Annotated in this window: 19 protein-coding genes, 2 tRNA genes, 1 other RNA gene and 5 pseudogenes; 19 read left to right on the top strand and 8 right to left on the bottom strand. The window is 69.0% G+C overall.

Going from position 1 to position 20794, the window contains the following annotated elements:
- Positions 1-371: 371 nt before the first annotated feature.
- Together P3G67_RS16475 and P3G67_RS16480 are read right to left on the bottom strand one after the other, a co-directional pair.
- Positions 372-813, bottom strand: a pseudogene (locus P3G67_RS16475) (NUDIX domain-containing protein).
- 93 nt (positions 814-906) lie between these two features.
- A pseudogene (locus P3G67_RS16480) lies at positions 907-1179 on the bottom strand (tetratricopeptide repeat protein); the annotation flags it as partial.
- On the opposite strand from P3G67_RS16480, the pseudogene P3G67_RS16485 reads away from it, so the two are divergent.
- Positions 1176-1367: pseudogene (locus P3G67_RS16485) on the top strand (site-specific integrase); the annotation flags it as partial. The pseudogenes P3G67_RS16480 and P3G67_RS16485 sit on opposite strands and share 4 nt — an antisense overlap.
- Before the next feature lie 266 nt (positions 1368-1633).
- A pseudogene (locus tag P3G67_RS16490) lies at positions 1634-1756 on the top strand (IS5/IS1182 family transposase); the annotation flags it as partial.
- A gap of 23 nt (positions 1757-1779) precedes the next feature.
- On the opposite strand, the gene P3G67_RS16495 reads toward P3G67_RS16490, so the two are convergent.
- Positions 1780-3462 (bottom strand): ISAzo13 family transposase, encoded by a 1683-nt coding sequence (locus P3G67_RS16495; RefSeq protein WP_276094280.1) that lies wholly within the window; start codon positions 3460-3462, stop codon positions 1780-1782.
- A gap of 266 nt (positions 3463-3728) precedes the next feature.
- Between P3G67_RS16495 and P3G67_RS16500 the strand changes: the two are divergent.
- Positions 3729-4304, top strand: a pseudogene (locus P3G67_RS16500) (tyrosine-type recombinase/integrase); the annotation flags it as partial.
- Positions 4305-4372: 68 nt separating this feature from the next.
- Here P3G67_RS16500 and P3G67_RS16505 read toward each other — a convergent pair.
- Positions 4373-4460 (bottom strand) — tRNA-Ser (locus P3G67_RS16505).
- Positions 4461-4532: 72 nt separating this feature from the next.
- Here P3G67_RS16505 and ffs point away from each other — a divergent pair.
- From ffs to P3G67_RS16520, 3 genes are all read left to right on the top strand, one after another.
- Positions 4533-4629: signal recognition particle sRNA small type (ffs, locus tag P3G67_RS16510), an RNA gene on the top strand.
- 99 nt (positions 4630-4728) lie between these two features.
- Positions 4729-5025 (top strand): type II toxin-antitoxin system VapB family antitoxin, encoded by a 297-nt coding sequence (locus P3G67_RS16515; protein WP_255927799.1) that lies wholly within the window; start codon positions 4729-4731, stop codon positions 5023-5025.
- Between the two features lie 102 nt (positions 5026-5127).
- Positions 5128-5766, top strand: a complete 639-nt coding sequence (locus P3G67_RS16520; RefSeq protein ID WP_276094176.1) for a LytR C-terminal domain-containing protein — start codon at positions 5128-5130, stop codon at positions 5764-5766.
- A gap of 42 nt (positions 5767-5808) precedes the next feature.
- Here P3G67_RS16520 and upp read toward each other — a convergent pair whose 3' ends face one another.
- Positions 5809-6444 carry a uracil phosphoribosyltransferase gene (gene upp / locus P3G67_RS16525; protein ID WP_269855268.1) on the bottom strand — a complete coding sequence of 212 codons (636 nt, stop codon included), beginning with the start codon at positions 6442-6444 and terminating at the stop codon, positions 5809-5811.
- A gap of 194 nt (positions 6445-6638) precedes the next feature.
- Between upp and P3G67_RS16530 the strand changes: the two genes are divergently transcribed.
- The 9 genes from P3G67_RS16530 to P3G67_RS16570 all read left to right on the top strand — a co-directional run bounded on the left by P3G67_RS16530 (position 6639) and on the right by P3G67_RS16570 (position 12749).
- Positions 6639-6899, top strand: a complete 261-nt coding sequence (locus tag P3G67_RS16530) for a hypothetical protein (protein WP_269855269.1) — start codon at positions 6639-6641, stop codon at positions 6897-6899.
- A 224-nt stretch (positions 6900-7123) separates the two neighbouring features.
- Positions 7124-7648: a tRNA adenosine deaminase-associated protein gene (locus P3G67_RS16535; protein WP_276094177.1), complete on the top strand. Its 525-nt coding sequence runs from the start codon at positions 7124-7126 to the stop codon at positions 7646-7648.
- A 65-nt stretch (positions 7649-7713) separates the two neighbouring features.
- Positions 7714-8214, top strand: a complete 501-nt coding sequence (gene tadA / locus P3G67_RS16540) for a tRNA adenosine(34) deaminase TadA (protein WP_269855271.1) — start codon at positions 7714-7716, stop codon at positions 8212-8214.
- A 10-nt stretch (positions 8215-8224) separates the two neighbouring features.
- A tRNA-Ser gene (locus tag P3G67_RS16545) sits at positions 8225-8314 on the top strand.
- A 644-nt stretch (positions 8315-8958) separates the two neighbouring features.
- A complete protein-coding gene (locus tag P3G67_RS16550) occupies positions 8959-9123 on the top strand; it encodes a hypothetical protein (protein WP_269855272.1) in 165 nt (54 codons plus the stop codon).
- A gap of 127 nt (positions 9124-9250) precedes the next feature.
- A complete protein-coding gene (locus P3G67_RS16555; protein ID WP_269855273.1) occupies positions 9251-9544 on the top strand; it encodes a Dabb family protein in 294 nt (97 codons plus the stop codon).
- Positions 9545-9872: 328 nt separating this feature from the next.
- Entirely contained in the window at positions 9873-10898 is a 1026-nt protein-coding gene (locus tag P3G67_RS16560) for an RNA polymerase sigma factor SigF (RefSeq protein ID WP_391858272.1), read from the top strand.
- A gap of 163 nt (positions 10899-11061) precedes the next feature.
- The gene (locus P3G67_RS16565) at positions 11062-11934 is read left to right on the top strand and encodes an RNA polymerase sigma factor SigF (protein WP_269855275.1); all 873 of its coding nucleotides are present in this window, start codon (positions 11062-11064) and stop codon (positions 11932-11934) included.
- 155 nt (positions 11935-12089) lie between these two features.
- On the top strand, positions 12090-12749 hold the full coding sequence (locus P3G67_RS16570; protein WP_276094179.1) for a hypothetical protein: 660 nt from the start codon (positions 12090-12092) through the stop codon (positions 12747-12749).
- A gap of 64 nt (positions 12750-12813) precedes the next feature.
- On the opposite strand, the gene P3G67_RS16575 is transcribed toward P3G67_RS16570, so the two are convergent.
- A complete protein-coding gene (locus tag P3G67_RS16575; RefSeq protein WP_269855277.1) occupies positions 12814-13029 on the bottom strand; it encodes a hypothetical protein in 216 nt (71 codons plus the stop codon).
- A gap of 65 nt (positions 13030-13094) precedes the next feature.
- Between P3G67_RS16575 and P3G67_RS16580 the strand changes: the two genes are divergently transcribed.
- From P3G67_RS16580 to P3G67_RS16595, 4 genes are all read left to right on the top strand, one after another.
- Positions 13095-14036: an aldo/keto reductase gene (locus P3G67_RS16580; RefSeq protein ID WP_276094180.1), complete on the top strand. Its 942-nt coding sequence runs from the start codon at positions 13095-13097 to the stop codon at positions 14034-14036.
- Positions 14037-14203: 167 nt separating this feature from the next.
- The gene (locus P3G67_RS16585) at positions 14204-14713 is read left to right on the top strand and encodes a MarR family winged helix-turn-helix transcriptional regulator (RefSeq protein ID WP_276094181.1); all 510 of its coding nucleotides are present in this window, start codon (positions 14204-14206) and stop codon (positions 14711-14713) included.
- Positions 14714-14715: 2 nt separating this feature from the next.
- Positions 14716-17274, top strand: coding sequence for an MFS transporter (locus tag P3G67_RS16590; protein ID WP_276094182.1), 2559 nt, complete (start codon positions 14716-14718; stop codon positions 17272-17274).
- Positions 17275-17410: 136 nt separating this feature from the next.
- Positions 17411-18256 (top strand): YceI family protein, encoded by an 846-nt coding sequence (locus P3G67_RS16595; RefSeq protein ID WP_269855281.1) that lies wholly within the window; start codon positions 17411-17413, stop codon positions 18254-18256.
- Between the two features lie 35 nt (positions 18257-18291).
- On the opposite strand, the gene P3G67_RS16600 is transcribed toward P3G67_RS16595, so the two are convergent.
- Both P3G67_RS16600 and P3G67_RS16605 read right to left on the bottom strand, forming a co-directional pair.
- The gene (locus P3G67_RS16600; RefSeq protein WP_269855282.1) at positions 18292-19059 is read right to left on the bottom strand and encodes a TetR/AcrR family transcriptional regulator; all 768 of its coding nucleotides are present in this window, start codon (positions 19057-19059) and stop codon (positions 18292-18294) included.
- Positions 19060-19108: 49 nt separating this feature from the next.
- Entirely contained in the window at positions 19109-20650 is a 1542-nt protein-coding gene (locus P3G67_RS16605) for an MFS transporter (protein ID WP_391858279.1), read from the bottom strand.
- Positions 20651-20794: the final 144 nt, after the last annotated feature.

The raw sequence follows: 20794 nt of genomic DNA on the forward strand, positions 1-20794 counted from the left end.
TCCATAATTTATCCGCGAATACGCCAGCGGCATGTTTTGCTAAGTACACGTCATCGAGCGCCGGGTGACCTCTGGCGCGCGATGCATAACTGTTGCGCCCGCAATAGCGGGCCAGGAGGGGAAAGCAATACATGCGTAAGGTTGTGCGGGGGACAGCCATCGCGGCGATTGCCGTTTCTTCTCTGGCTGTTCTGCCCACTGCGGCGAACGCTGCGGAGGCCAAGGCGAACTCCCAGCAGCCGGGGTACACCATTACTACGGCCAAGGGATCTCGCGAGATCACGATCGCGCTGCACGACGCGAAGGCGTCGAAGTTGAGATCGGAATTTCGTGGTCGTTCACATCAGAGGTCGAAGGCGCAATCTCTGGAACTAATTCCAGCCGTCGAGGGATACCTCAGGCCCGCCTGAGAGAGAGCGCTGGAGGGCACTGGCGGTGGTCGGCACGACTCCTCTGGGATCGCGTCGGCGTCGACCCAGCAGACCCGGGCGTGCTTCCTGGGCTCGCGGTTCTCCGGCTCGCCGCACCATTCGTGCGCAACGAAGACGACGGTGAGGAAGCCATTGGGCGCTTCGACTCCCCAGGCGCCATGGATGATAGGGGCGACGCGCAAAGACTCCGGATTGACGATCAGGCCGGTCTCTTCTCGAAGCGCACGGACAGCGGTTTCGGTGATCGGCTCACCGGGTTCGCTCTTGCCGACCGGGAGGCCCCACTTCCCCTGGGCGAACTTGGCGTTAGGGCCGCGCTGGAGAAGCACGACGCGGTTCGTGGGCTTGTCAGGGACGATGACGGCGCGACTAGGAGAGTCATCGCGTCGAGTGCGGGCTTGAGGACTCGGGGTTCGTCGGTCTTCGACTGAGCCACGTTGGTCGCTTCGTTCGCCGGGTTGTTGGCATGCAAAATCAGCGATTCGCGTGCGCGGCGGGCGAGTTCGGCGGCTCGGGGTACTTTCGCCGCTGATGTGTCGCGAGCGTCAGCCTGATGGAGGCGATGGCCTTGCGAGTGCGGTCGGAGGGTCATGCCGTCCATGAGGTCGAGGGCTTGCGTCCAGGCGGCAATGGCCTCCTCGGCTCGGGCCTGCGCAGCGAGGCTGTCGCCGAGGTCGGCGTAGGTGAGGGCGTGGACGCGCTTGTACTTGTTGGCATCCCAGCGTGTGAGGGCGTCCCGGTGTTGACGGCTACGAGGTCGCCGTTCGCGTGCACCTCGTTCCTGGTGTCGGCAAGCACCGCCTTGACCGCTTGCAGCCCGAGCCCCTGGAAAGCCTGTACCGCCGCATGCAGGCGAACGGGGAGCGCAAGGCCGGTACGGCTCACCAGGCCCACCGCACCGCCCCAACCGCGCTGGCGGAGGCGGTACGGCGCGGCTAGGCGGCGAAGAACGCCGCCGCGCTGGCCCGCGTCCGGATGGCCGCCGTCCGACTGGCACGTGTCATGCTCGGCCGACGCCGCAAGTCCGTTGTGGCCTGCGTCAGTTGTCACGACCGCATCCATGTCACACGAACGGCTGGATCTCTCACGCGATAGTCACTGGAGAGCCGGATGACCGGGAGACCGTCATGTCCGGTTCGGCGGGAGGCCGCGCGGAACAGGACCCACCACGGCGGGCACCTCGCCGCGCGGCCGACCCAACTGCCTGGTTGCACGGCTTCCGCCGGTCACGTATGCGCTGGGAACGCCGAGCAGACATCCACGAAGCGTTCCTCAAGCTCGCCTGCTGCCTGATCACCCATCGGCAACTCAAGTCATTCTGTTAGCCGTTGTAAGGGCTTGCCAGGAATCAACACGTCGGTTTGATCTTGGTTTTGTCGGAGTCGAGGAACCTGGCGACGTCTTGCCGTGTGCGGAAACGGGCTGTTGAGGCGGGTAGATGAACACCCTGGGCTTCCAGGAGCGGGCGGACATCTTTCACTGCGCGGCTGATGGTCATGGCGGTGGTGTTGAAGAGCTGGCCCAGGAGGTCCATGGGCGCGAGTTTTCGCAGGTGGAGCACGGTGACCAGGACCCGGTCGGCTGAGGTGAGCTTGGCTTTGGCACCTGCGCCAGGGGCCACCAGGCGCTCGTGGCCTCGACGTGTGCGGAGCACTTGCTCGCGCTGAACCTCCATCGCTGGAGTCAACAAGTCGATGAGCTCGCCGAGTTGCCAGCGGGTCATCCCGGTGAGTTCCGGGTCCTGTAGCGAACGCCGCGTGAGGCGAGTCGGCCTGTCCGCCAGGGCTTCGGCCGGTGTGCTGTCGGTAGTCGCCGGGTCCATCGGACGCTGGGGGTGGAGGGTGTAGTTCCAGTCGCCGTGGAAGCGATGGCGTGTGATGGGCAGGGCGGCGATCTCGTCGTCGCTGATGCGGATGCCGGTGGGGTACTCACCGCTGTCGAGTTCGGCATGGACGGTGAGGCCGGTGCGGCTGGTGGTCGCGGCGATAGTTTGGAGCATGACTTCATGGCTGGTCAGGGGTCTGCCGCGCCAGTTCATGGTGATGTGGGAGAACAACCGGTGCTCGATCTTGTTCCACTTCGAGGTGCCGGGCGGAAGGTGACACACCGTGATCTCCAGGCCGGTCTCGGCAGCGAAGTCGGCGAGCTGGGTCTTCCAGCCGCGGGTGCGGTAGCCGTTGGAGCCCCCGCCGTCGGCGGTGATCAGCAGTCGGCGGGCGCGGGGGTAGTCATGCCGGCCGCGGGCCTGCCACCAGCGCCGGATCGAGGCGACGGCGAACGCCGCGGTGTCGTGATCGGTGCCGATGCTGACCCAGCCGGTGTTCGCCGCCATGTCATAGATCCCGTACGGAATCGCCTTCTCGGCCTGGCCGGGAAAGTCGTGCGTCTTGACCCTCACGGGCTGCCCTGCGGGCCGCCACTCGTGCCCGGCGTTCTTGTAGTCGCCGATCAGCTCCTTCTTCTTGCTGTCCACGCTGATCACCGGGTCACCGGCGTCCCTGTGGTCTCTTGCCTCCTCATTGAGGTAGCGGAACTGGGCGTCCCTGTCGGCGTGCTGAGCACCCTCGATGGTCTTGGCGTTGGCCTGCAGACTGAAGCCTTCCTCCCGCAGCAGGCTGGCGACCGTGTCGGCGGAGACCCGGTGGCCCTGCCGGGTCAGCTCCGCTGCCAGCTTCCGGGTCGACTTCGTCGTCCACCGCAGCGGCGACATCGGGTCGCCCCGCTCGTCGGGCTCGACCAGCGCAAGTAGCGTCGGCCGCAGCCCCGGATCAAGGTCCACAGCCTTCTTCCGGCCCCCACCAGGACGACGGACCCGCCCCAACGGCGCCTGACCAGACTCCAGTTCAGCCGCTCCGTGCGAGACCGTGCCCTCCCGAACCCCGGCCGCGGCAGCGACGAGTCTGATCCCACCATGCCCCAGCGACAGCGCTTCCGCCCCTATGGCCAGCCGACGCTGACGTTCGTCCAGGTGCGGCAACAACACCTGGAACTTCGCAGCCAGGACGGCCTCGATCCCCTCCGGTCTCCCCATACCAGAGCAACGAGTCCCGCAGCTGGAAGCCACGACTTGTTTCCCGGCAAGCCCTAAGCCGAGAACCGCGATTCCGTAAGCCTCAGCAGAGCAAGCCGCGACAGCCGCCACCGTGGTCAGAGCGTGTCGGCTCGTCACCGTCTGTAGTGCTGCATTGATCGTGGCCTGTGGGTAGTTGCTCCATTTCTGTGCATAACTCGCGGGACGCTGCTGTGGACAGTGTGTAGGTACGCGTTCTTGACCAGGGCAATTCTTGTCCACCGGCCGACCTGGACGCGGGGTACGTCCGCATCCGGAAGAACCGACTGCGTCCCAAGTACGCACACGGATGCGGTGCGAACCCTTGTGGCCGCAAAGCGGGCTACTGCTCCCAGCGGGAGCAGACCCGCCGCGAGCACAAGTCCACCAAGTCCCGGGCTGGACGGCGCACCATCGGCCTGCCCGATCCGCTGATCGAGATTCTCCGCCTGCACCAGGAAGCGCAGGAACGGGAGCGGATCGCGGCCGGTACCGACTGGGAGGGCAAGGGCTACGTCTTCGCCTCGCCGATCGGGGGGCCGCTGAGTCCGAACACCGACTTCCACGTCTGGAAGCGGCTTCTCCGGGACGCGGGCGTACGAGACGGCCGCCTGCATGATGCTCGGCACACCGCCGCCACCGTGCTCTTGATCCTCGGTGTCCCTGACGTGGTTATCGACTCGATCATGGGGTGGGAACCTGGGGGAGCGGCGCGGATGCGCGCCCGATACATGCATGTGACGGGAATCATGCTCCGCAAGGTCGCCCAGCATGTCGGGGACGCGCTCTGGGCGCCGCCCGGAACCGAAGAAAAAACCAACTGAGACGGACAACGCCGAAGGGCCCCACTGCGAACAGTGGGGCCCTTCGACATCGTGCCCGGTGAGAGCACTGGCGGAGGATACGAGATTCGAACTCGTGAGGGGTTGCCCCCAACACGCTTTCCAAGCGTGCGCCCTAGGCCTCTAGGCGAATCCTCCGCGGGAAACATTACAAGACTCCGGGGGGTGGTTGCGAACTCGATCCCCAGTGGGCCGATCGGGTACCCTGGGCGCAGCCCCTCACGTGGCGCTATCTCGCTGAACCCCCCCAGGGCCGGAAGGCAGCAAGGGTAGGTGGGCTCTGGCGGGTGCGTGAGGGGTCTTCTGCTGTTCGGAGCCGCTCCGCCCACGAACCCGCTTCCCCGTACAGGCTCGCACCACTGCGGCGAGGCTGCGCCCGCACAGCCTTGACCGGTAGGCTTTCCGTGTGATCTTCAAGCGCATCGGAAGCACTCGGCCGTATCCCGACCACGGCCGCACGAGCACCCGCGAGTGGGCGGACGTCGCGCCGCGCCCGGTACGCCTCGACCAGTTGGTCACCACGAAGGGCCAGCTCGACCTGGAGACGCTCCTGGCCGAGGACTCCACGTTCTACGGGGATCTCTTCGCCCATGTCGTGAAGTGGCAGGGCGACCTCTATCTGGAGGACGGTCTGCACCGGGCCGTGCGGGCGGCGCTCCAGCAGCGCCAGGTGCTGCACGCGCGCGTCCTTGAGATGGACTGATCGGCCTTCCCCCAAGGGGTAATTGATCCTTTCGGGTTGACGGCGGCGCCGATCGTTGATCATTTAGTAGGCCTCGGCGGGTTCCCGCACTACGCTGCGGCTATGAGCATGCTCACACCCCCAGGCATGGGCGGGAAGTACCGGATCACCGGGAACCAGTACCCGCGCATGCGGCGCCCCCGCAACAATCGCCGGATCGTGCTGTCCGCCGTCGTCGCCGTTGCCGTGGTCGGGCTGATCAGCTGGGGGACGGTGCAGCTCATCCATGTCTTCGGCGGGAAGTTCGGGCGCTCGCACAGCACCGTGAGCGCCGCGCACTGCTCGGGCGGCGGCAGGAGCGGCACCCTGGCCAGCGTGCCGAAACCCGGTGCAGTCACCGTCAACGTGTACAACGCCACGCAGCGCGGCGGGCTCGCCAAGACCACCGCCGACGAGCTGAAGAAGCGCGGCTTCGCGGTCGGGAAGGTCGGCAACGCCCCGGCGGCCTACGACAAGAAGGTCAAGGGCGCCGCCATACTGCTCGGCGGACCCAGGGCGCAGGGCGCGCTCAAGGTACTGGGCACACAGCTCGCGGCGGCCGAGGTGAAGACGGATCCGGCGCGGAACGGCGCCTCCGATGTGGATCTGATCATCGGTGACGGGTTCGGTGCGCTGGATCCGCAGAACAGCGCGGATCACGCGCTGGCCCAGCTGTCCTCCCAGGGAGCGCCCAAGCCGTCGGCCTCCACCAAGGGCTGCTGAGCGGCTGCCGGAACCTTCCGGCAGCCGCACCAGGCCGGAGGGCTAGCCCGCCGTGCCGTACATCCGGTCGCCCGCGTCACCCAGGCCCGGAACGATGTAGCCGTGCTCGTTGAGCCGCTCGTCGATCGAGGCGGTGACCACGGTGACCGGCCGACCGGCCAGTTCGCGCTCCATGACCTCCACGCCCTCCGGCGCGGCCAGCAGGCACAGGGCGGTCACGTCGTCCGCGCCCCGCTCGATGAGCGTGTTGATCGCGGCGACCAGCGTGCCGCCGGTGGCGAGCATCGGGTCGAGCACGTAGACCTGGCGGCCGGACAGGTCGTCCGGCATCCGCGTGGCGTACGTGGACGCCTTGAGCGTGTCCTCGTCACGGACCATGCCGAGGAAGCCGACCTCGGCGGTCGGCAGCAGCCGAACCATGCCGTCGAGCATGCCGAGCCCGGCGCGCAGGATCGGTACGACCAGCGGACGCGGACGTGCCAGCCGAACGCCCGTGGTGGGGCAGACCGGCGTGGCGATGTCGACGGATTCGGTGCGCACGTCACGCGTCGCCTCGTACGCGAGCAGGGTGACCAGCTCGTCGGCGAGCCTTCGGAAGGTGGGCGAGTCGGTGCGCTGATCGCGCAGCGTGGTGAGTTTGTGCGCCACCAGCGGGTGGTCGACGACGTGGATCCGCATGCCCTCGACATTAACCGAGGTTCCGGGGTGGGCCGTGCCACCTAGGCGGTCGCGGGAGCCGCCGCAAGGGCCGCATCCGGGCATCGCGAGGGCCGGTGCCGACGCCCCCGCCACCGCTTGACGGGCATCAAACCCGATGCTGCGGGAAAGTGTGACGGTACGGCCGTACATGACCGTACGTAGAGGTGGTGGCCATGACCGAACGGCAAGGAAGGCGCGACGAACAGCGGGCGCCGGTCGATCCCGGCGCCGAACGCTTCCCGGCCGATCCGGCCGCGCCCGCCCCGCCGCAGGAGAACGGAACCCGGGACACCACCGAGGAGCGCAGGCGGCGTCGCGCCCTGTTCCTGCGCGAGCTGCACGAGGCCAAGGAGCTACGGGACCGGGTACAGCCCAGAAGGGCCCGCGCGGCCCGAGCCCGCGAGCAGATGCGGATGCGGACATTCCGCTGGTGACTGTGGTCACATCCCACCCGATGAGCCGGGGTGTCCGGCGGTAACACCGCCATCCAGCCACCCGAGCGCCCTAAAAAGCCCGAAAAAACGTGCACGGCCTGGCACGACGCAGTGCGGAAGACCCTTCCCAACGCTTAGGTTTCTGCCACGATGCCGAGTGGGCGGGACTGAACTGCCGACGTCCCGTCCGTCCCGGCACACCTAGGACCAGTGGGAGAGTCACGGTGTACTTCGCCGCACTGCTCGCGCGCACCGAGGACGGGTGGGAAGCGAGCGATACGGAGCTTGACGATGTGGAAGCCCTCGCCGATCTAGCGGACCTCGCCCGCGAGGCCGCGATCGACGAGGACACGGTGCTCGTCTTTATCGAGCAGGAAGACGCGTGGTTCGGCATCGTCCGGGTGGACGGCGAGGACGACCCGCGGATCTTCGTATCGGACGCGTCCGCCGCGTCCCGCAGTTCGTACGGGGCCATGCTCACGGACGAGCTGCTGGGGCGCGACGCGGACGAGGTGGATGAGCTCGACGCCCTCGACCTGGACGGCACCGAGGACGGCGAGGACGAGGAGACGGAGGACGAGGAGGTCGCCGACGAGACCAATCCGGTCCCGGCCGGCCCGCTGGGCGACACCAAGCTGCTGTCCGACCTCGGCGTCAGCGAGAAGGAGTTGTTGGCCCTCAGTGATGACGCGCTCGGCGAGATCGCCGACGCGCTCGGGTGCTCCGAGGTGCTGGAGGCCGTCCGCTGAGCACCGAACCACCGGCACGGCCCGGTCCCCACGGCGATCCGCTACGGGGGCCGTGGGCCGCGTCCATGCGGCTCGCCCTGGACGAGGCCGCGCTTGCCCCTCGCACCGGCGACGTGCCCGTGGGCGCCGTGGTCCTCGCACCGGACGGCAGCGTCATCGGCCGGGGGCACAACGAACGCGAGGCCTGCGGCGACCCGACCGCGCACGCGGAGGTCCTGGCGATCCGCGAGGCCGCGCGGGCGGTCGGCGAGTGGCGGCTGTCCGGCTGCACGCTCGTGGTCACTCTGGAGCCCTGCACCATGTGCGCGGGCGCCATCGTGCTGTCCCGGCTCGACCGGGTGGTGTACGGGGCGCGGGACGAGAAGGCCGGTGCGGTGGGCTCCCTCTGGGACGTCGTGCGTGACCGTCGGCTCAACCACCGCCCCGAGGTGATCTCCGGAGTGCTGCCCGAGGAGTGCGGCAGGCTGCTCACCGACTTCTTCCGCGGTGACCCGGACCCCCGCTCCGGATCCGCCGAGGGGGCCGGAGAAGGAACCGATTTCAGCGCACGGCCCAGCGTCCGCTAAGCTCTCTCTCGGTAGCGTGTCCGAGCGGCCTAAGGAGCACGCCTCGAAAGCGTGTGAGGGGGCAACTCCTCCGTGGGTTCAAATCCCACCGCTACCGCCAGCACCCCCTCTGGGACGTGGAGACACGTGCCAGAGGGGGTTTTGCTTGTGCGTGGACCCCGTACCCCAAGCGCCCCGTGCGCGGCGCTCACGCGCCCATGTGCGCCCCGGCCGGTACGGCGCCGCACGCCGGAAGCCCAGCCCGCACGTACCGGCGCGTGCCGCCCCGCGGGGCGCGGCGCCGGGCCTGCCGCAGGCGGGAGCCCCAACCAGGCCCGGGAGAGGGGGACTTGGCCCGGTGGCGCCCCCCCCCCCGGCCAACCCAGGTGGACGGACCGGGAGGCCGGGGGCGGGGGCGCCGCCAGGCAGTGACGGTCAGGGGGAGCGGCTTTGGAGGGACACGTCCGCTCCCCCTGATCGAGGGGGCCTCCGGGCTCGGCCGCGGTCAGGGTGGGCCACGGCGCGGCCCCCGTAGGGGAGGTCCCGACGACCCGCCGGGTTCCTGCCAGACCCGATGGGTTCACAAACAATTCTGATCAATTCTGGTCGCCTTCGCGCTCGACAAAGGGCCTGGATCCAGGGGACCTTGGACCATAAAAGTGCGCTAAATGACAGGCTCGGACACTGGGTGGCTAGACTCTCGCCACTGCGCGGTGCGGCGAAACTGTGGTCCGGCGCGCCACGGCTGAGGAGGCAGAGCAGGGAATGGCACAGGCGAAGAAGATAGCGATGTACCTCCTCATCGTCTTCGTGTTGTACACGATCATCACCTCCCCTGCGCGCGCCGCCCAACTGGTCCAGGTAGGGTTCGAGGGCATTTCAACCGCTGCCAAGGGCGTCGGGAAGTTCATGACGTCGCTCGTCAACTGAGAACGCGGCCAGTGGCAAGGCCTGATCGTCGGAGCGAAACGGTTCCTCGCGCCGACCGGACCAGTACCGCTCCGCACCGACCAGCGCCTGACGGCAGGCTGTCGGCACGGCCCCAGAGGAGCGCCACATGATCCGTCACCTGGTCCTGTTCAAGCTCAACGATGGCGTCGACCGCGATGACCCCCGCGTGGTGGAGGGCGTGCGGGCCTTCGAGCGGCTCGGCGCGCAGATTCCCGAGCTGGCCTCGTGGGAGTGCGCCTGGAACATCACGGACCGGCCCGTCGCCTACGACTACGCGATCAACTGCTCCGTCGCCGACCGCGACGCACTGGTCCGCTATCTGGAGCATCCTGCCCACCAGGCGGGTGTCGCGATCTGGCAGGAAATCTCCACCTGGGTGATCGCGGACTACGAAATCTGACAGAACGCCATAGTTTTCCGAACGCGCGGCCCCCGCCCTGTGGCGGGGGCCGCGCCATGCGTAGCACGGTTCCCGAGACGGGCTCCCGGCGGGCGCATGACGGCAAGAGTCACCCAACTGCCCACCAACACGGCACTTTACGGTGCTTGCACACAGTGGACATGTCTTGTGATGCTATGACCGCTTTTGCCGGATCAGTGACCGTCGATGGGTGGTGAGAGTCCTGGCCGCTCGAACCGTGCCTTCGCCATCCACGACATCCACCGACCCCCGCGCGGCGAACTCTCGTACGGCCGCGTCCCACGACTCGGAGCCGCCCTCCCCGCCCATGGATCCGACCGAACGACATGCGGATCCGACCGATCCGCACTCAGATTCGACCGGTCACCATGAAGGGCAGGTCGACGCGTGCACGGAACCGTCCGCTACACGCCCGGAACCGACCGAATCAGCACCACCAGCAACCGACAGCCCCTCACCCGAAGCCCCGTCGCCCGAAGCCCCCTCACCCGAAGCCCCCTCGCCCGACGGCCCGTCACCCGACGCCCCGCCACATGGCCCCCCGCAGGCCGGCCGTCCTCCCCGCAACAGCCGGGCCGCTGACGCGCGGGCCCTGACGCAGGTGCTGTTCGAGGAGCTGTCCAAGCTGGAGCCGGGAACCCCCGAGCACGCCCGGGTGCGGGCCGCGCTGATCGAGATCAACCTGCCGCTGGTGCGCTACGCGGCGGCCCGGTTCCGCAGCCGCAACGAGCCGATGGAGGACGTGGTCCAGGTCGGCACGATCGGGCTGATCAACGCGATCGACCGGTTCGACCCGGAGCGCGGGGTGCAGTTCCCGACCTTCGCGATGCCCACCGTGGTCGGCGAGATCAAACGCTATTTCAGGGACAACGTCCGCACCGTCCACGTACCGCGCCGACTGCACGAGCTGTGGGTGCAGGTCAGCGGCGCCATCGAGGACCTGACGGTGCTGCACGGGCGGTCGCCCACCACCGCCGAGATCGCCGAGCGCCTCGGGCTGTCCGAGGAGGAGGTGCTGGCCTGCCTGGAGGCCGGTCGGGCCTACCACGCGACGTCGCTGGAGGCGGCGCAGGAGGGCGACGGCGCCCCCGGGCTGCTGGACCGGCTCGGCTACGAGGACCCCGAGCTGGCCGGCGTGGAGCACCGCGAGCTGGTCCGGCACCTGCTGGTGCAGTTGCCGGAACGGGAGCGCCGCATTCTGCTGCTGCGCTATTTCGGGAATCTGACCCAGTCACAGATCAGTGCCGAGCTCGGCGTCTCCCAGATGCATGTGTCGCGGCTACTCTCGCGTAGCTTCGCTCGATTGCGATCCGCAAATCAGCTCGAAGCGTAGCTGACGAGGGCTAAGGTCACCTGACAAATAAGTCGACATGACGCTACAGCGTGTTGCCGACATGTGACATTCTGCTTGAACCGCGTTTGTCGCGGCTCGGCCTCCGGTATGCAGGTGGAGGAAACCGTTGCTCGCGACCCGTCCGCGACCTCAAGGGGGTGGCATGTCCGTAGAAGTGGGCAGTCCGAAGGTGCTGGAAGCCGAGGCGCCGTTCGACGCCGACAATGCGGCGCCGCTCAGCGCCGAAGCGGTGCTCGGCGCCGACACCGGCGAAGCCATCAACACGCGCACGCTGTCCCGCTCCCTGTTCCTGCGGCTCGCCGAACTGCCGCCGGACAGCCGGGAGCGCGGCTACGTACGCGACACGCTGATCGAGCTCAACCTCCCCCTGGTCCGGTACGCGTCCGCGCGCTTTCGCAGCCGCAACGAGCCGATGGAGGACATCGTCCAGGTCGGAACGATCGGTCTGATCAAGGCGATTGACCGTTTCGACTGCAACCGCGGAGTCGAGTTCCCGACGTTCGCGATGCCCACCGTGGTCGGCGAGATCAAGCGCTTCTTCCGGGACACCTCGTGGTCGGTGCGGGTGCCGCGCAGGCTCCAGGAGCTGCGGCTGGCGCTGACCAAGGCCAGCGACGAGCTGTCGCAGCGGCTGGACCGCTCCCCCACGGTCTCCGAACTCGCGGGCGCCCTTGGGGTGTCGGAGGAGGACGTGGTCGACGGACTGGCGGTCGGCAACGCCTACACGGCGTCCTCGCTGGACTCCCCGCCGCCCGAGGAGGACGGCGGCGAGGGCTCGCTGGCGGACCGCCTCGGCTACGAGGACGCCGCGCTCGAAGGCGTCGAGTACCGCGAGTCGCTCAAGCCCCTGCTGGCCCAACTCCCGCCCCGCGAACGGCGGATCATCATGCTCCGGTTCTTCGCCAACATGACGCAGTCGCAGATCGGCGAGGAGGTCGGCATCTCCCAGATGCACGTATCCCGCCTGCTGACAAGGACGTTGGCACAGTTGCGGGACGGACTGACGGCCGAGTAGTCGCGGTCTAGGCATACCTGACGATGCGTCAGTACACTGGCGTGATGCTTCGGACAGCCGACCGCCGGGGAAAGCGGAGGCGGAACCCACGGGGTTCCGCGCATCGAAGGCCGGGAGGGGGCAGCGGACGGGCCCTCCTGGCCGCCTCGGCGGTCGTGCTCTGTCTGGCGGCGCTGGCGCTGCTGACCTGGGGCACGGGCGGTACGGGTGGCGGCGGCCGTCTGGCGGTGGGCTCGGCGGGCTCCTCCGCCGATCCAGCCCACGCCGTACCCCCCGACGGCAAGGTCACCCTCGTCCCGCTGGACGGCACATCCGGCCCGGCAACGCCGCCTACGGGCACCGCGGCGGCCGGTTCCACCGCACCCCGTACGAGCGAAGGCGTCTCGCGTCCGGTGGTCACCGCGCCGAGCGGCAGCGCCCGGAGCGGGCCGCGGACCAGTCCCCAGGCCCCCACGTCCCCGGCACCGACCACACCGGGCTCACCCAGCACACCCAGCGCCCCCGGAAGCCGTCCCGCGCACCTGGTCGTCGGCGGGCTGCGGCAGGCGGCGGCCGGACAGCGGTGGTGCCAGGAGGTGACCGCGGACTTCGCCAACTCCGGCGACCTGCCCGTGACTTCGGGATCGGTGACGTTCGCCACCCATGTCATCGGCCTGCTGGGCGTCGACTGGACGACCATCGACACCACCGAGAAGGTGCCGGTTCCGATCGCCGGAGGCCAGCGGGTGAGCAGGACCTGGGAGATCTGCGTGGACTCCTGGCGGGTCCCGTTGGGCATGCACATCGAGACCCGGAGCGTCACGCTCCAGGCCTGAGCCGATTCCGGGCGGTATCGCCGGTGTTATGCGGGATCGACCCCGCCGCGGGGGCCCCCGCGGATCATCCCAGGGCGAAGTAGGCGACCGCGGCGATGACCAGCACCGCCACGACGACGCCCACCACCACACCGGTCCGGGAGCCGCCGCGCGCGCGGCCGTACGTCGTACCGGCGCCCGCGGCCGGCCGCTGGTCGACGCCCTCGTCCACGAAGGCGCGGAACATCTGCGTGCTGCCCGCCGGGTCCGGGTTCTGGTTGGGGTTCTGGTAGTCAGCCATGACGCAGGACCCTAGCGAAGTCAGGAAGCGGAATACCAGAGACCCCCGCGGCGCTGTGGCTGACCATGGCACGTATCGGAAGTTCTGAACTCGACGTCTTTCCGCTCGCCTTCGGCGGGAACGTCTTCGGCTGGACCGCCGACGAGAAGGAGTCCTTCGAACTACTGGACGCCTACACGGCGGCGGGCGGCAACTTCATCGACACGGCGGACGTCTACTCCGCCTGGGTACCGGGCAACTCCGGCGGCGAGTCCGAGGCCATCATCGGCCGCTGGTTCGCCGCTCGCGGCAAGAGCAAGCGGGACCAGGTGGTGGTGGCCACCAAGGTCGGCTCGCACCCGGACTTCAGGGGTCTGCGGGCCGAGAACGTCAGGAGCGCGGTCGAGGCGTCGCTGCGGCGGCTGCAGACCGACCGCATCGACCTCTACTACACGCACCGCGACGATCCGGACACCCCTGTCGAGGAGTTCCTCGGCGCCCTCGACCAGCTGGTCAAGGAGGGCAAGGTGCGGGAGATCGGCGCCTCCAACATCAGTGCGGAGCGGCTCACCGAGGCGCTGGCCGCCTCCGAGCGCGAGGGCCTGGCCAGGTATGTCGCCCTTCAGCAGCACTACAACCTGGTGGAGCGCGACGAGTACGAGGGCACGCTGGCCGAGGTCGTCGGCGCGCACGGCCTGTCGTCGGTCCCGTACTACGCGCTGGCGGCCGGCTTCCTCACCGGTAAGTACCGGCCGGGGGCGAAGGTGGACAGCGCTCGGGCCGGGAGCGCGGGCAAGTACCTGGACAGCGAGCGCGGACAGCGCGTCCTGGTGGCCCTGGACGAGGTGGCGGAGGCCCACGGCGCCGAGGTCGCGACGGTGGCGCTGGCCTGGCTGGCGGCGCAGCCGACGGTGGTGGCGCCGATCGCCAGCGCCCGCACCCTCGACCAGCTGCCCGCGCTGCTGGCCATGGCGGATCTCACACTCTCCGCCGACGAGGTGGCGAAGCTGACCGCCGCCTCGGCTTGAGCGAGCGGCTGAGCAGGCGGTACGTCCGATGCCGCCCGGTTCCCCTGGAGGGAGGCGGGCGGCATCTTTGCGTCATCTTTACATACCAATGGCCGAATTCATTTGCGTGTAGCAACTAACCGGGTTTAAGGTTGCTTCAGGCAACTAGTACTGACTGGGGGTGCTCCATGGTGACGCGGACACGGTGCGCGGACCTGGTACAGCACCTCAGCGCACTGACCGCGGTCAGCCGTGGACTCGGCCGCGCGTTGCCGCCCGACTGCCCGGCCGCCTCGGTCGCGGTGCTCCGGACACTCAGCCGGTACGGCGAGATGCGGATCAGCCGCCTGACCGAACTCCTGGACGTAGACATGTCGGTGACCAGCCGTCATGTCGCGCACCTGGCGGCCCGGGGCTGGCTGGAGCGCCACCCCGACCCACAAGACAAGAGATCGCGGCTGCTGCGGCTCACCCCGCTCGGCGAGCAGGTCCTGCGCGTGGCGTCGGACCGGATCGCCGAGGAACTGGCCGACTTCCTCCTGGACTGGACGGACGACGAAGTGACGCAGCTCACCGTGCTGTTGGCCCGGTTGCGCGCGAGCTTCGACGACTGCCGACCGGGCCATCGCGCGACAGCGGCACACACAGAGGTTTTCCCCGCCACCGCCCCACAGGTGGCCGGGACGAGTAAAGGATGACGATGGCTTCAACCACACCGGCCGGTGTGCGGGAGGCGGATCCGAAGCGCGGTGCCCATCGGGCCCACGGGTCCCACGGCACACACGGCAACCACGGCACGCATCGGGACCACTCGGCTCCGATGACCCACCGACAGATCATGGAGGCGCTCTCCGGGCTCATGCTCGGACTGTTCGTGGCGATCCTCTCGTCCACGATCGTCTCCACCGCCCTGCCCACCATCCTCGCCGACATCGGCGGTGGCCAGGAGGCGTACACCTGGATCGTCACCGCGGCGCTGCTCGCGGTCACCGCCACCACCCCGCTGTGGGGCAAGATGTCGGACCTGGTGAGCAAGAAGCTCCTGGTCCAACTGGCGCTGGTGCTCTACATCGTGGCCTCCGTCGTCGCCGGTTTCTCGCAGAACGCCGGAACGCTGATCGCCTGCCGCGTGGTGCAGGGCATAGGCGCGGGCGGTCTGTCCGCCCTGTCCCAGGTGATCATGGCCGCGATGATCTCGCCGCGGGAGCGCGGCCGTTACAGCGGCTACCTCGGCGCCACCTTCGCGGTGGCCACCGTCGGCGGCCCGCTGATCGGTGGTGTCATCACCGACACCAGCTGGCTCGGCTGGCGCTGGTGCTTCTACGTGGTGGTGCCCTTCGCGCTGATCGCGCTGGTGGTGCTGCAGAAGACCATCCACCTTCCGGTGGTCAAGCGGGAGGTCAAGGTCGACTGGCTGGGCGCGTTCTTCGTCACCGCCGCGGTCTGCCTGCTGATGGTCTGGGTCACCCTCGCCGGTGACAAGTACCCCTGGCTGTCCTGGCAGACCTACGTCATGGTGCCGGGCTCGGTGGTACTCGGCCTGATCTTCCTGTTCGTCGAGAGCAGGGCGAGCGAACCGATCATCCCGCTGCGGCTGTTCCGCAACGCCACGATCACCCTCACCTCGCTGGCCAGCGTCTTCGTCGGCGTCGCGATGTTCGCCGGAACGGTGTTCCTGAGCCAGTACTTCCAGTTGGCCCGCGGCAGGACGCCCGCGATGTCCGGTGTGCTGACCATTCCGCTGGTGGTCGGGCTGTTCGTGGCCTCCATGGCCTCCGGCCAGGTCATCACCCGCACCGGGCGCTGGAAGATGTTCCTGGTCTCCGGTGGTGTCTTCCTGACGGCGGGCGGCGGACTGCTGAGCCTGATGCGGTACGACACCCCGTACTGGCAGGTGGCCGTCTACATGGCGCTGCTCGGCCTGGGCATCGGTCTGATGATGCAGAACCTGGTGCTCGCCGTGCAGAACCAGGTGGCGCCTAAGGACCTGGGCTCCGCCAGCTCGCTGGTGACGTTCTTCCGCTCGCTCGGCGGTGCGGTCGGCGTGGCCGCGCTCGGCGCGGCACTCAGCAACCGCATCACCCACTACTCGTCCGAGGGCTTCGCGGCGCTGGGCATTCCGATGCCCGCCTCGCAAGGTGGCGAGGCGAACATCCCGGATCTCAAGAAGCTTCCGCTTCCGATCCGTACGATCGTCGAGAGCTCCTATGGGCACGGCATCGCGGATGTCTTCCTCTACGCCGCGCCGTTCGCGTTCGTCGCCTTCCTCCTGGTGCTGTTCATCAAGGAGGTGCCGCTGAAGACCGCGAGCGGTCTCCAGCAGACCGCGGGAGTTCCCGCGCACGACAGGGCGGCGGCGGACGCCCCCGTCACCATCCCAGCGCCGGCTCCCGAATCCGAGCTGGTCGCCGTGGCCGCAGCCGCCGATGCTCAGCCGGTCACCGTGTACGCCTCGGCGGGTAGGGGCCCGTCCGGCGAGGAGGTTCCCATGAACGGCATCACCATCCACGGTTCCGTCCGCAACGCCGAAGGCGTGGGCGTCGGTTCCGCTCATCTGACCCTGATATCCCTCCAGGGACGGCAGTTGGGCCGCGCCCAGGCCGGGACCGACGGCGGCTACTGGCTGGCCGCACCCGGTGCGGGCTCCTACGTGCTGATCGCGGCGGCCGACGGTCACCAGCCGCAGGCCACCACCGTGGTGGTCGGTGACGCGCCGCTCGGCTACGACATCGTGCTGTCCGGCACCAGCGGCCTGGCCGGTGTGGTGCGCGGCGCCGCCGACGGATCGCCGGTGGACGGCGCCATGGTGGTGGTCACCGACGTACGGGGTGAGGTGCTGGCCACCGCGAAGACCGGTGAGTCGGGGGCGTTCACCTTCGACGAGCTGTCCGCGGGCGTCTTCACGCTGGCGGTCAACGCGGCCGGGTTCCGTCCGGCGGCGCAGCCGGTGGAGGTCGGTGGCCAGGGCGTCACCCGGGTGGAGATCCAACTCGCCTCCGGCGCGCATCTGCAGGGCACGGTACGGGCCGGTGCGGACCGGCGACCGATGGCCGACGCGCGGGTCACGCTGATCGACGGGGCGGGCAACGTCGCCGGCACGGCGACCACCGATGACGACGGCTCCTACGCCTTCACCGATCTGAGCGCGGGCGACTACACGCTGATCGCCAGCGGCTACCCTCCGGTCGCCCGCACGCTTGTGGTGGACGGCAGGGGCGAGGACGCCTTCGACGTCGAACTCGGCCACCCGGCCGAGTAACTGAAGCGACTGGCGGGCGCGCACAGCGGAGACGCGTACCGCCAGTTCGGGGGAGACGGGTTCCGGTCGGCGGCCGGAGCAGGGGACGGCCGAGGCCGTCCGACCGGGACCCGTGACCAAACCAACAGGAGATGCAATGACCACGCATGCGGGTGAGGGCAACACCGGTCTTCGGGCCCGGATCCGGACCAAGGACGGTTGGGCGGTGCAGCACGCGGTGCTGACCGTAACGGATATGACGGGCAGTCAGATACAGCGGGCGACCACGGACGACGACGGTGTGGTGCGCACCGATCCGCTGCCGCCGGGGGCGTACACGGTGATCGTGACGGCCGTCGGCTACCAGCCCACCGCCTCGACGGCGATCGTCGGTGCCGCCGGGCGAGCGGACCTGGGCAACCTGGTGCTGGCCCGGCAGGGCGGGGTGGAGCTGCCGCCGCCGGGCCCCTGGACCATCGACCCGGCGCACTCCTCGGTGGGCGCCGTCGCGCAGCACCTGGGCATCTCCAGTGTGCGCGGCCACTTCACCGAGTTCCGCGGCCGGATCGAGATCGCGGAGAACGTCGAGCAGTCGTCGGTGGTCGCGGCGATCAGCACGGCGAGCATCGACACCGGCAACAAGATGCGCGACGACCATCTGCGGTCGCCCGACTTCCTGAACGTCGACGTCCACCCGGAGATCACCTACCGCAGCACCGGCGGGGTCACCCCGGCCGGACCCGACCGCTGGACGGTGCGCGGCGAGCTGACGATGAACGCGCTGACCCGCCCGGTGGACCTGGACCTGACCTACCTGGGCACCGGCCCGGACCCGTGGGGCGGCACGCGGGCCGCGTTCCGCGCCACCGCGGAACTGCGGCGGGAGGACTTCGCGATGAACTACAACCAGGTCCTCCAGGCGGGCATCGCCGCCATCGGCACGACACTCCGCGTGGAACTCGACATCCAGGCGGTCCAGGGCGATTCGCTGCCGATGGCATAAGGCGCGGAGTGCGCCCTGGGGGGCGCGAGCGCGCGCTATGCGTGCGGAGCGCGCCCCCGCATCGCCTCGATCCCCGCGATGACGCACTCCAGCGCGAAGCCGAAGTCGCGCTCGCGGTACTGCGCCACCGGCCCCTCCATACGTTGGTCGATGATCGGCCCGAGTTCCCCGTACTCGGGCCGATCCCGTACCGCCCCCGCCATCTCGCGGAAGAGGTCGTCCTCGCTGGTACCGGTGCTGCGGCACAGTTCGGTCCAGCGGCCCTCCACCGTGCCGTACCCGTACACGAACTGATAGACGGCGGCCAGCGCGCCGGGGATGTGTTCCGGCGCCAGGCCCGAGCGCCGCATGACCCTGTGCGCCGCGGTGCTGAACGCCACTGACTTCGGGCCGACGTTGGCGTACTCCCCCATCAGCCGGGACGCCCACGGATGCGTGGCGAGCGTCCTGCGGTAGCTGGTCGCGAACTCCCGTACCGCGTCGCGCCAGTCGCCACCCGTCTCCGCGGCCTGTAGCGGAATCTCGGCGAACACCTCGTCCAGCGCGTATTCGAGCAGGTCGTCCTTGTTGTCCACGTACCAGTAGACGGACATCGGCGTCACCCCGAGTTCGGCGGCGAGGCGGCGCATCGAGAAGTTCTGCAGGCCGTTGGCGTCCAGCAGCTGGACCGTGGTGCGCACGATCTTGCCGTGGTCGAGTCCGACCGGCTGCTGGGAGGACTTCCTGCGCCGGCCGTCCCGCGCGCCGCCGCTCAGCCACACACTCGCTTGCGGCTTGCTGGCGCGGGGGGCGGCGGGGGCCATGGGCTTCTCCTCGGTCGAGCTTGCTCAGCGGTGCGCTGCGTACGTGATGCTAAGCCGCCACTTCCGCGGGGGCCGGGCTGCGGCGGTCCGAGTCGGCGCGGTCCGCACGGTGCAGCAGGAACGCGGCGAGCAGCCCGCCGGCGAGCACGGCCGCCGCGCCGACGAGTTGGCTGACGCTGACGCCGGAGGCGAACGCGTGCGCCACAGCGGTGCGTTGCTCCTGCCCGTGCGCGGCGGCCAGTGCGGCGGGCAGCGAGCCGGCGCCGATCGTGGCCGGAAGCAGCGCGGCGAAACGGGAGTTGAGCACCGCACCGAGTACCGCGTTGCCAAGGCCGTTGCCGAACTCGGTCAGCGTGCCGTTGACGCCCGCGCCGATGCCCGCGCGCTCCGGCGGGATGGCACCCATGATCGCCGCGCCCATCGCGGGCGAGGCCATGGCGATGCCCACGCCCATCGTGATCAGGCCGACCACCATTCCGCCGTAGCCGTGGCGTCCCAGTACGGAGACGAGCGCGAGGCCGAGGGCGATCAGGGTCATGCCCAGCACCACCACACCTGCCGTGCCGAGCCTGCGCAGCAACCGGGCGCCGACTCCCAGGATGTTGAGCAGTGCGATGCTCAATGCGAGCGGAACCGTGCACAAACCGGCCTTCAACGGACCGTATCCGAGCACGAATTGCAGGTGCTGGGTGAGCAGGAAGAGGGAGCCGCCCATGCCGAACGCGACGAGGACGCCGCCCGCGACCGCGCCGACGAACCGCCTGTCACGGAAGAACCGCAGGTCCAGCATCGGATGCGGGGTACGGCGCTCCCAGAGCGCGAAGCCGGTCATACCGGCGATGCCTACGAAGGCGGGCAGCAGTACGTCGCTGGAGCTCCAGCCGTGCACCGGGCCGGAGATGATCGCGTAGACGATGCCGAGCATGCCGATGACGGACAGGCCCGCGCCGGGCAGGTCGGGCCGATCGCCCAGCGGGTTCCTGGATTCGGGGACGTACACGGTGACGGCGGTCAGGCCGAGCACTGCCACCGGCACGTTGACCAGGAAGATCGATCCCCACCAGAAGCGGTTGAGCAGCACCCCGCCGATCAGCGGCCCGGCGGCGAAGCCGAAGGTGAGGACGGTGCTCCACAGGCCGATGGCCCTCACCCGCTCCTCGGCGTCGAAGACCTGGACGATCACCGCGAGGGTGCTGGTCATCAGGATCGCTCCGCCCACCCCCATTCCCGCGCGGGCCGCGATCAGCTCACCGGGGCTCTCAGCCAACGAAGCGATCAGCGATCCGATGCCGAAGAGCCCAAGTCCGGTCATCAACGCGCGCTTTCGACCGTATCGGTCGGCGGCGCTGCCGACGGTGAGCAGCAGGCCGGACTGCGCCAGTGAGTACGCGCTGATCATCCACTGTATGTCCGCGGTGCTCGCGCCCATTCCCTTGGTGAGGGAGGGGATGGCGACGTTCAGCACGGTGTTGTCGAGCAGGACGGTGAGGTGGGCGAGGCAGATGACGCCGAGGATCAGCCAGCGTCGGGGGTGGGGCTGGATCTGGGCGGGGGCGGTCAAGGCAGCTCCTTGTACGGCGTACGGGACCATACGGCGCTGTACACCGTAGAAGCTCTCCCGTACGCCGTACAAGGCAATTTGTTCTGGCCGTGCCCTGGACCACCTTCTGGCTTGAATTCCCCTTGGGGGAAAAGGAGTTGGGTGAGGCGCCCGTACAGCGTGGGGCGCGCGGCG

The organism is Streptomyces silvisoli, assembly GCF_029269905.1.
Taxonomy (GTDB): Bacteria; Actinomycetota; Actinomycetes; order Streptomycetales; family Streptomycetaceae; genus Streptantibioticus_A; species Streptantibioticus_A silvisoli_A.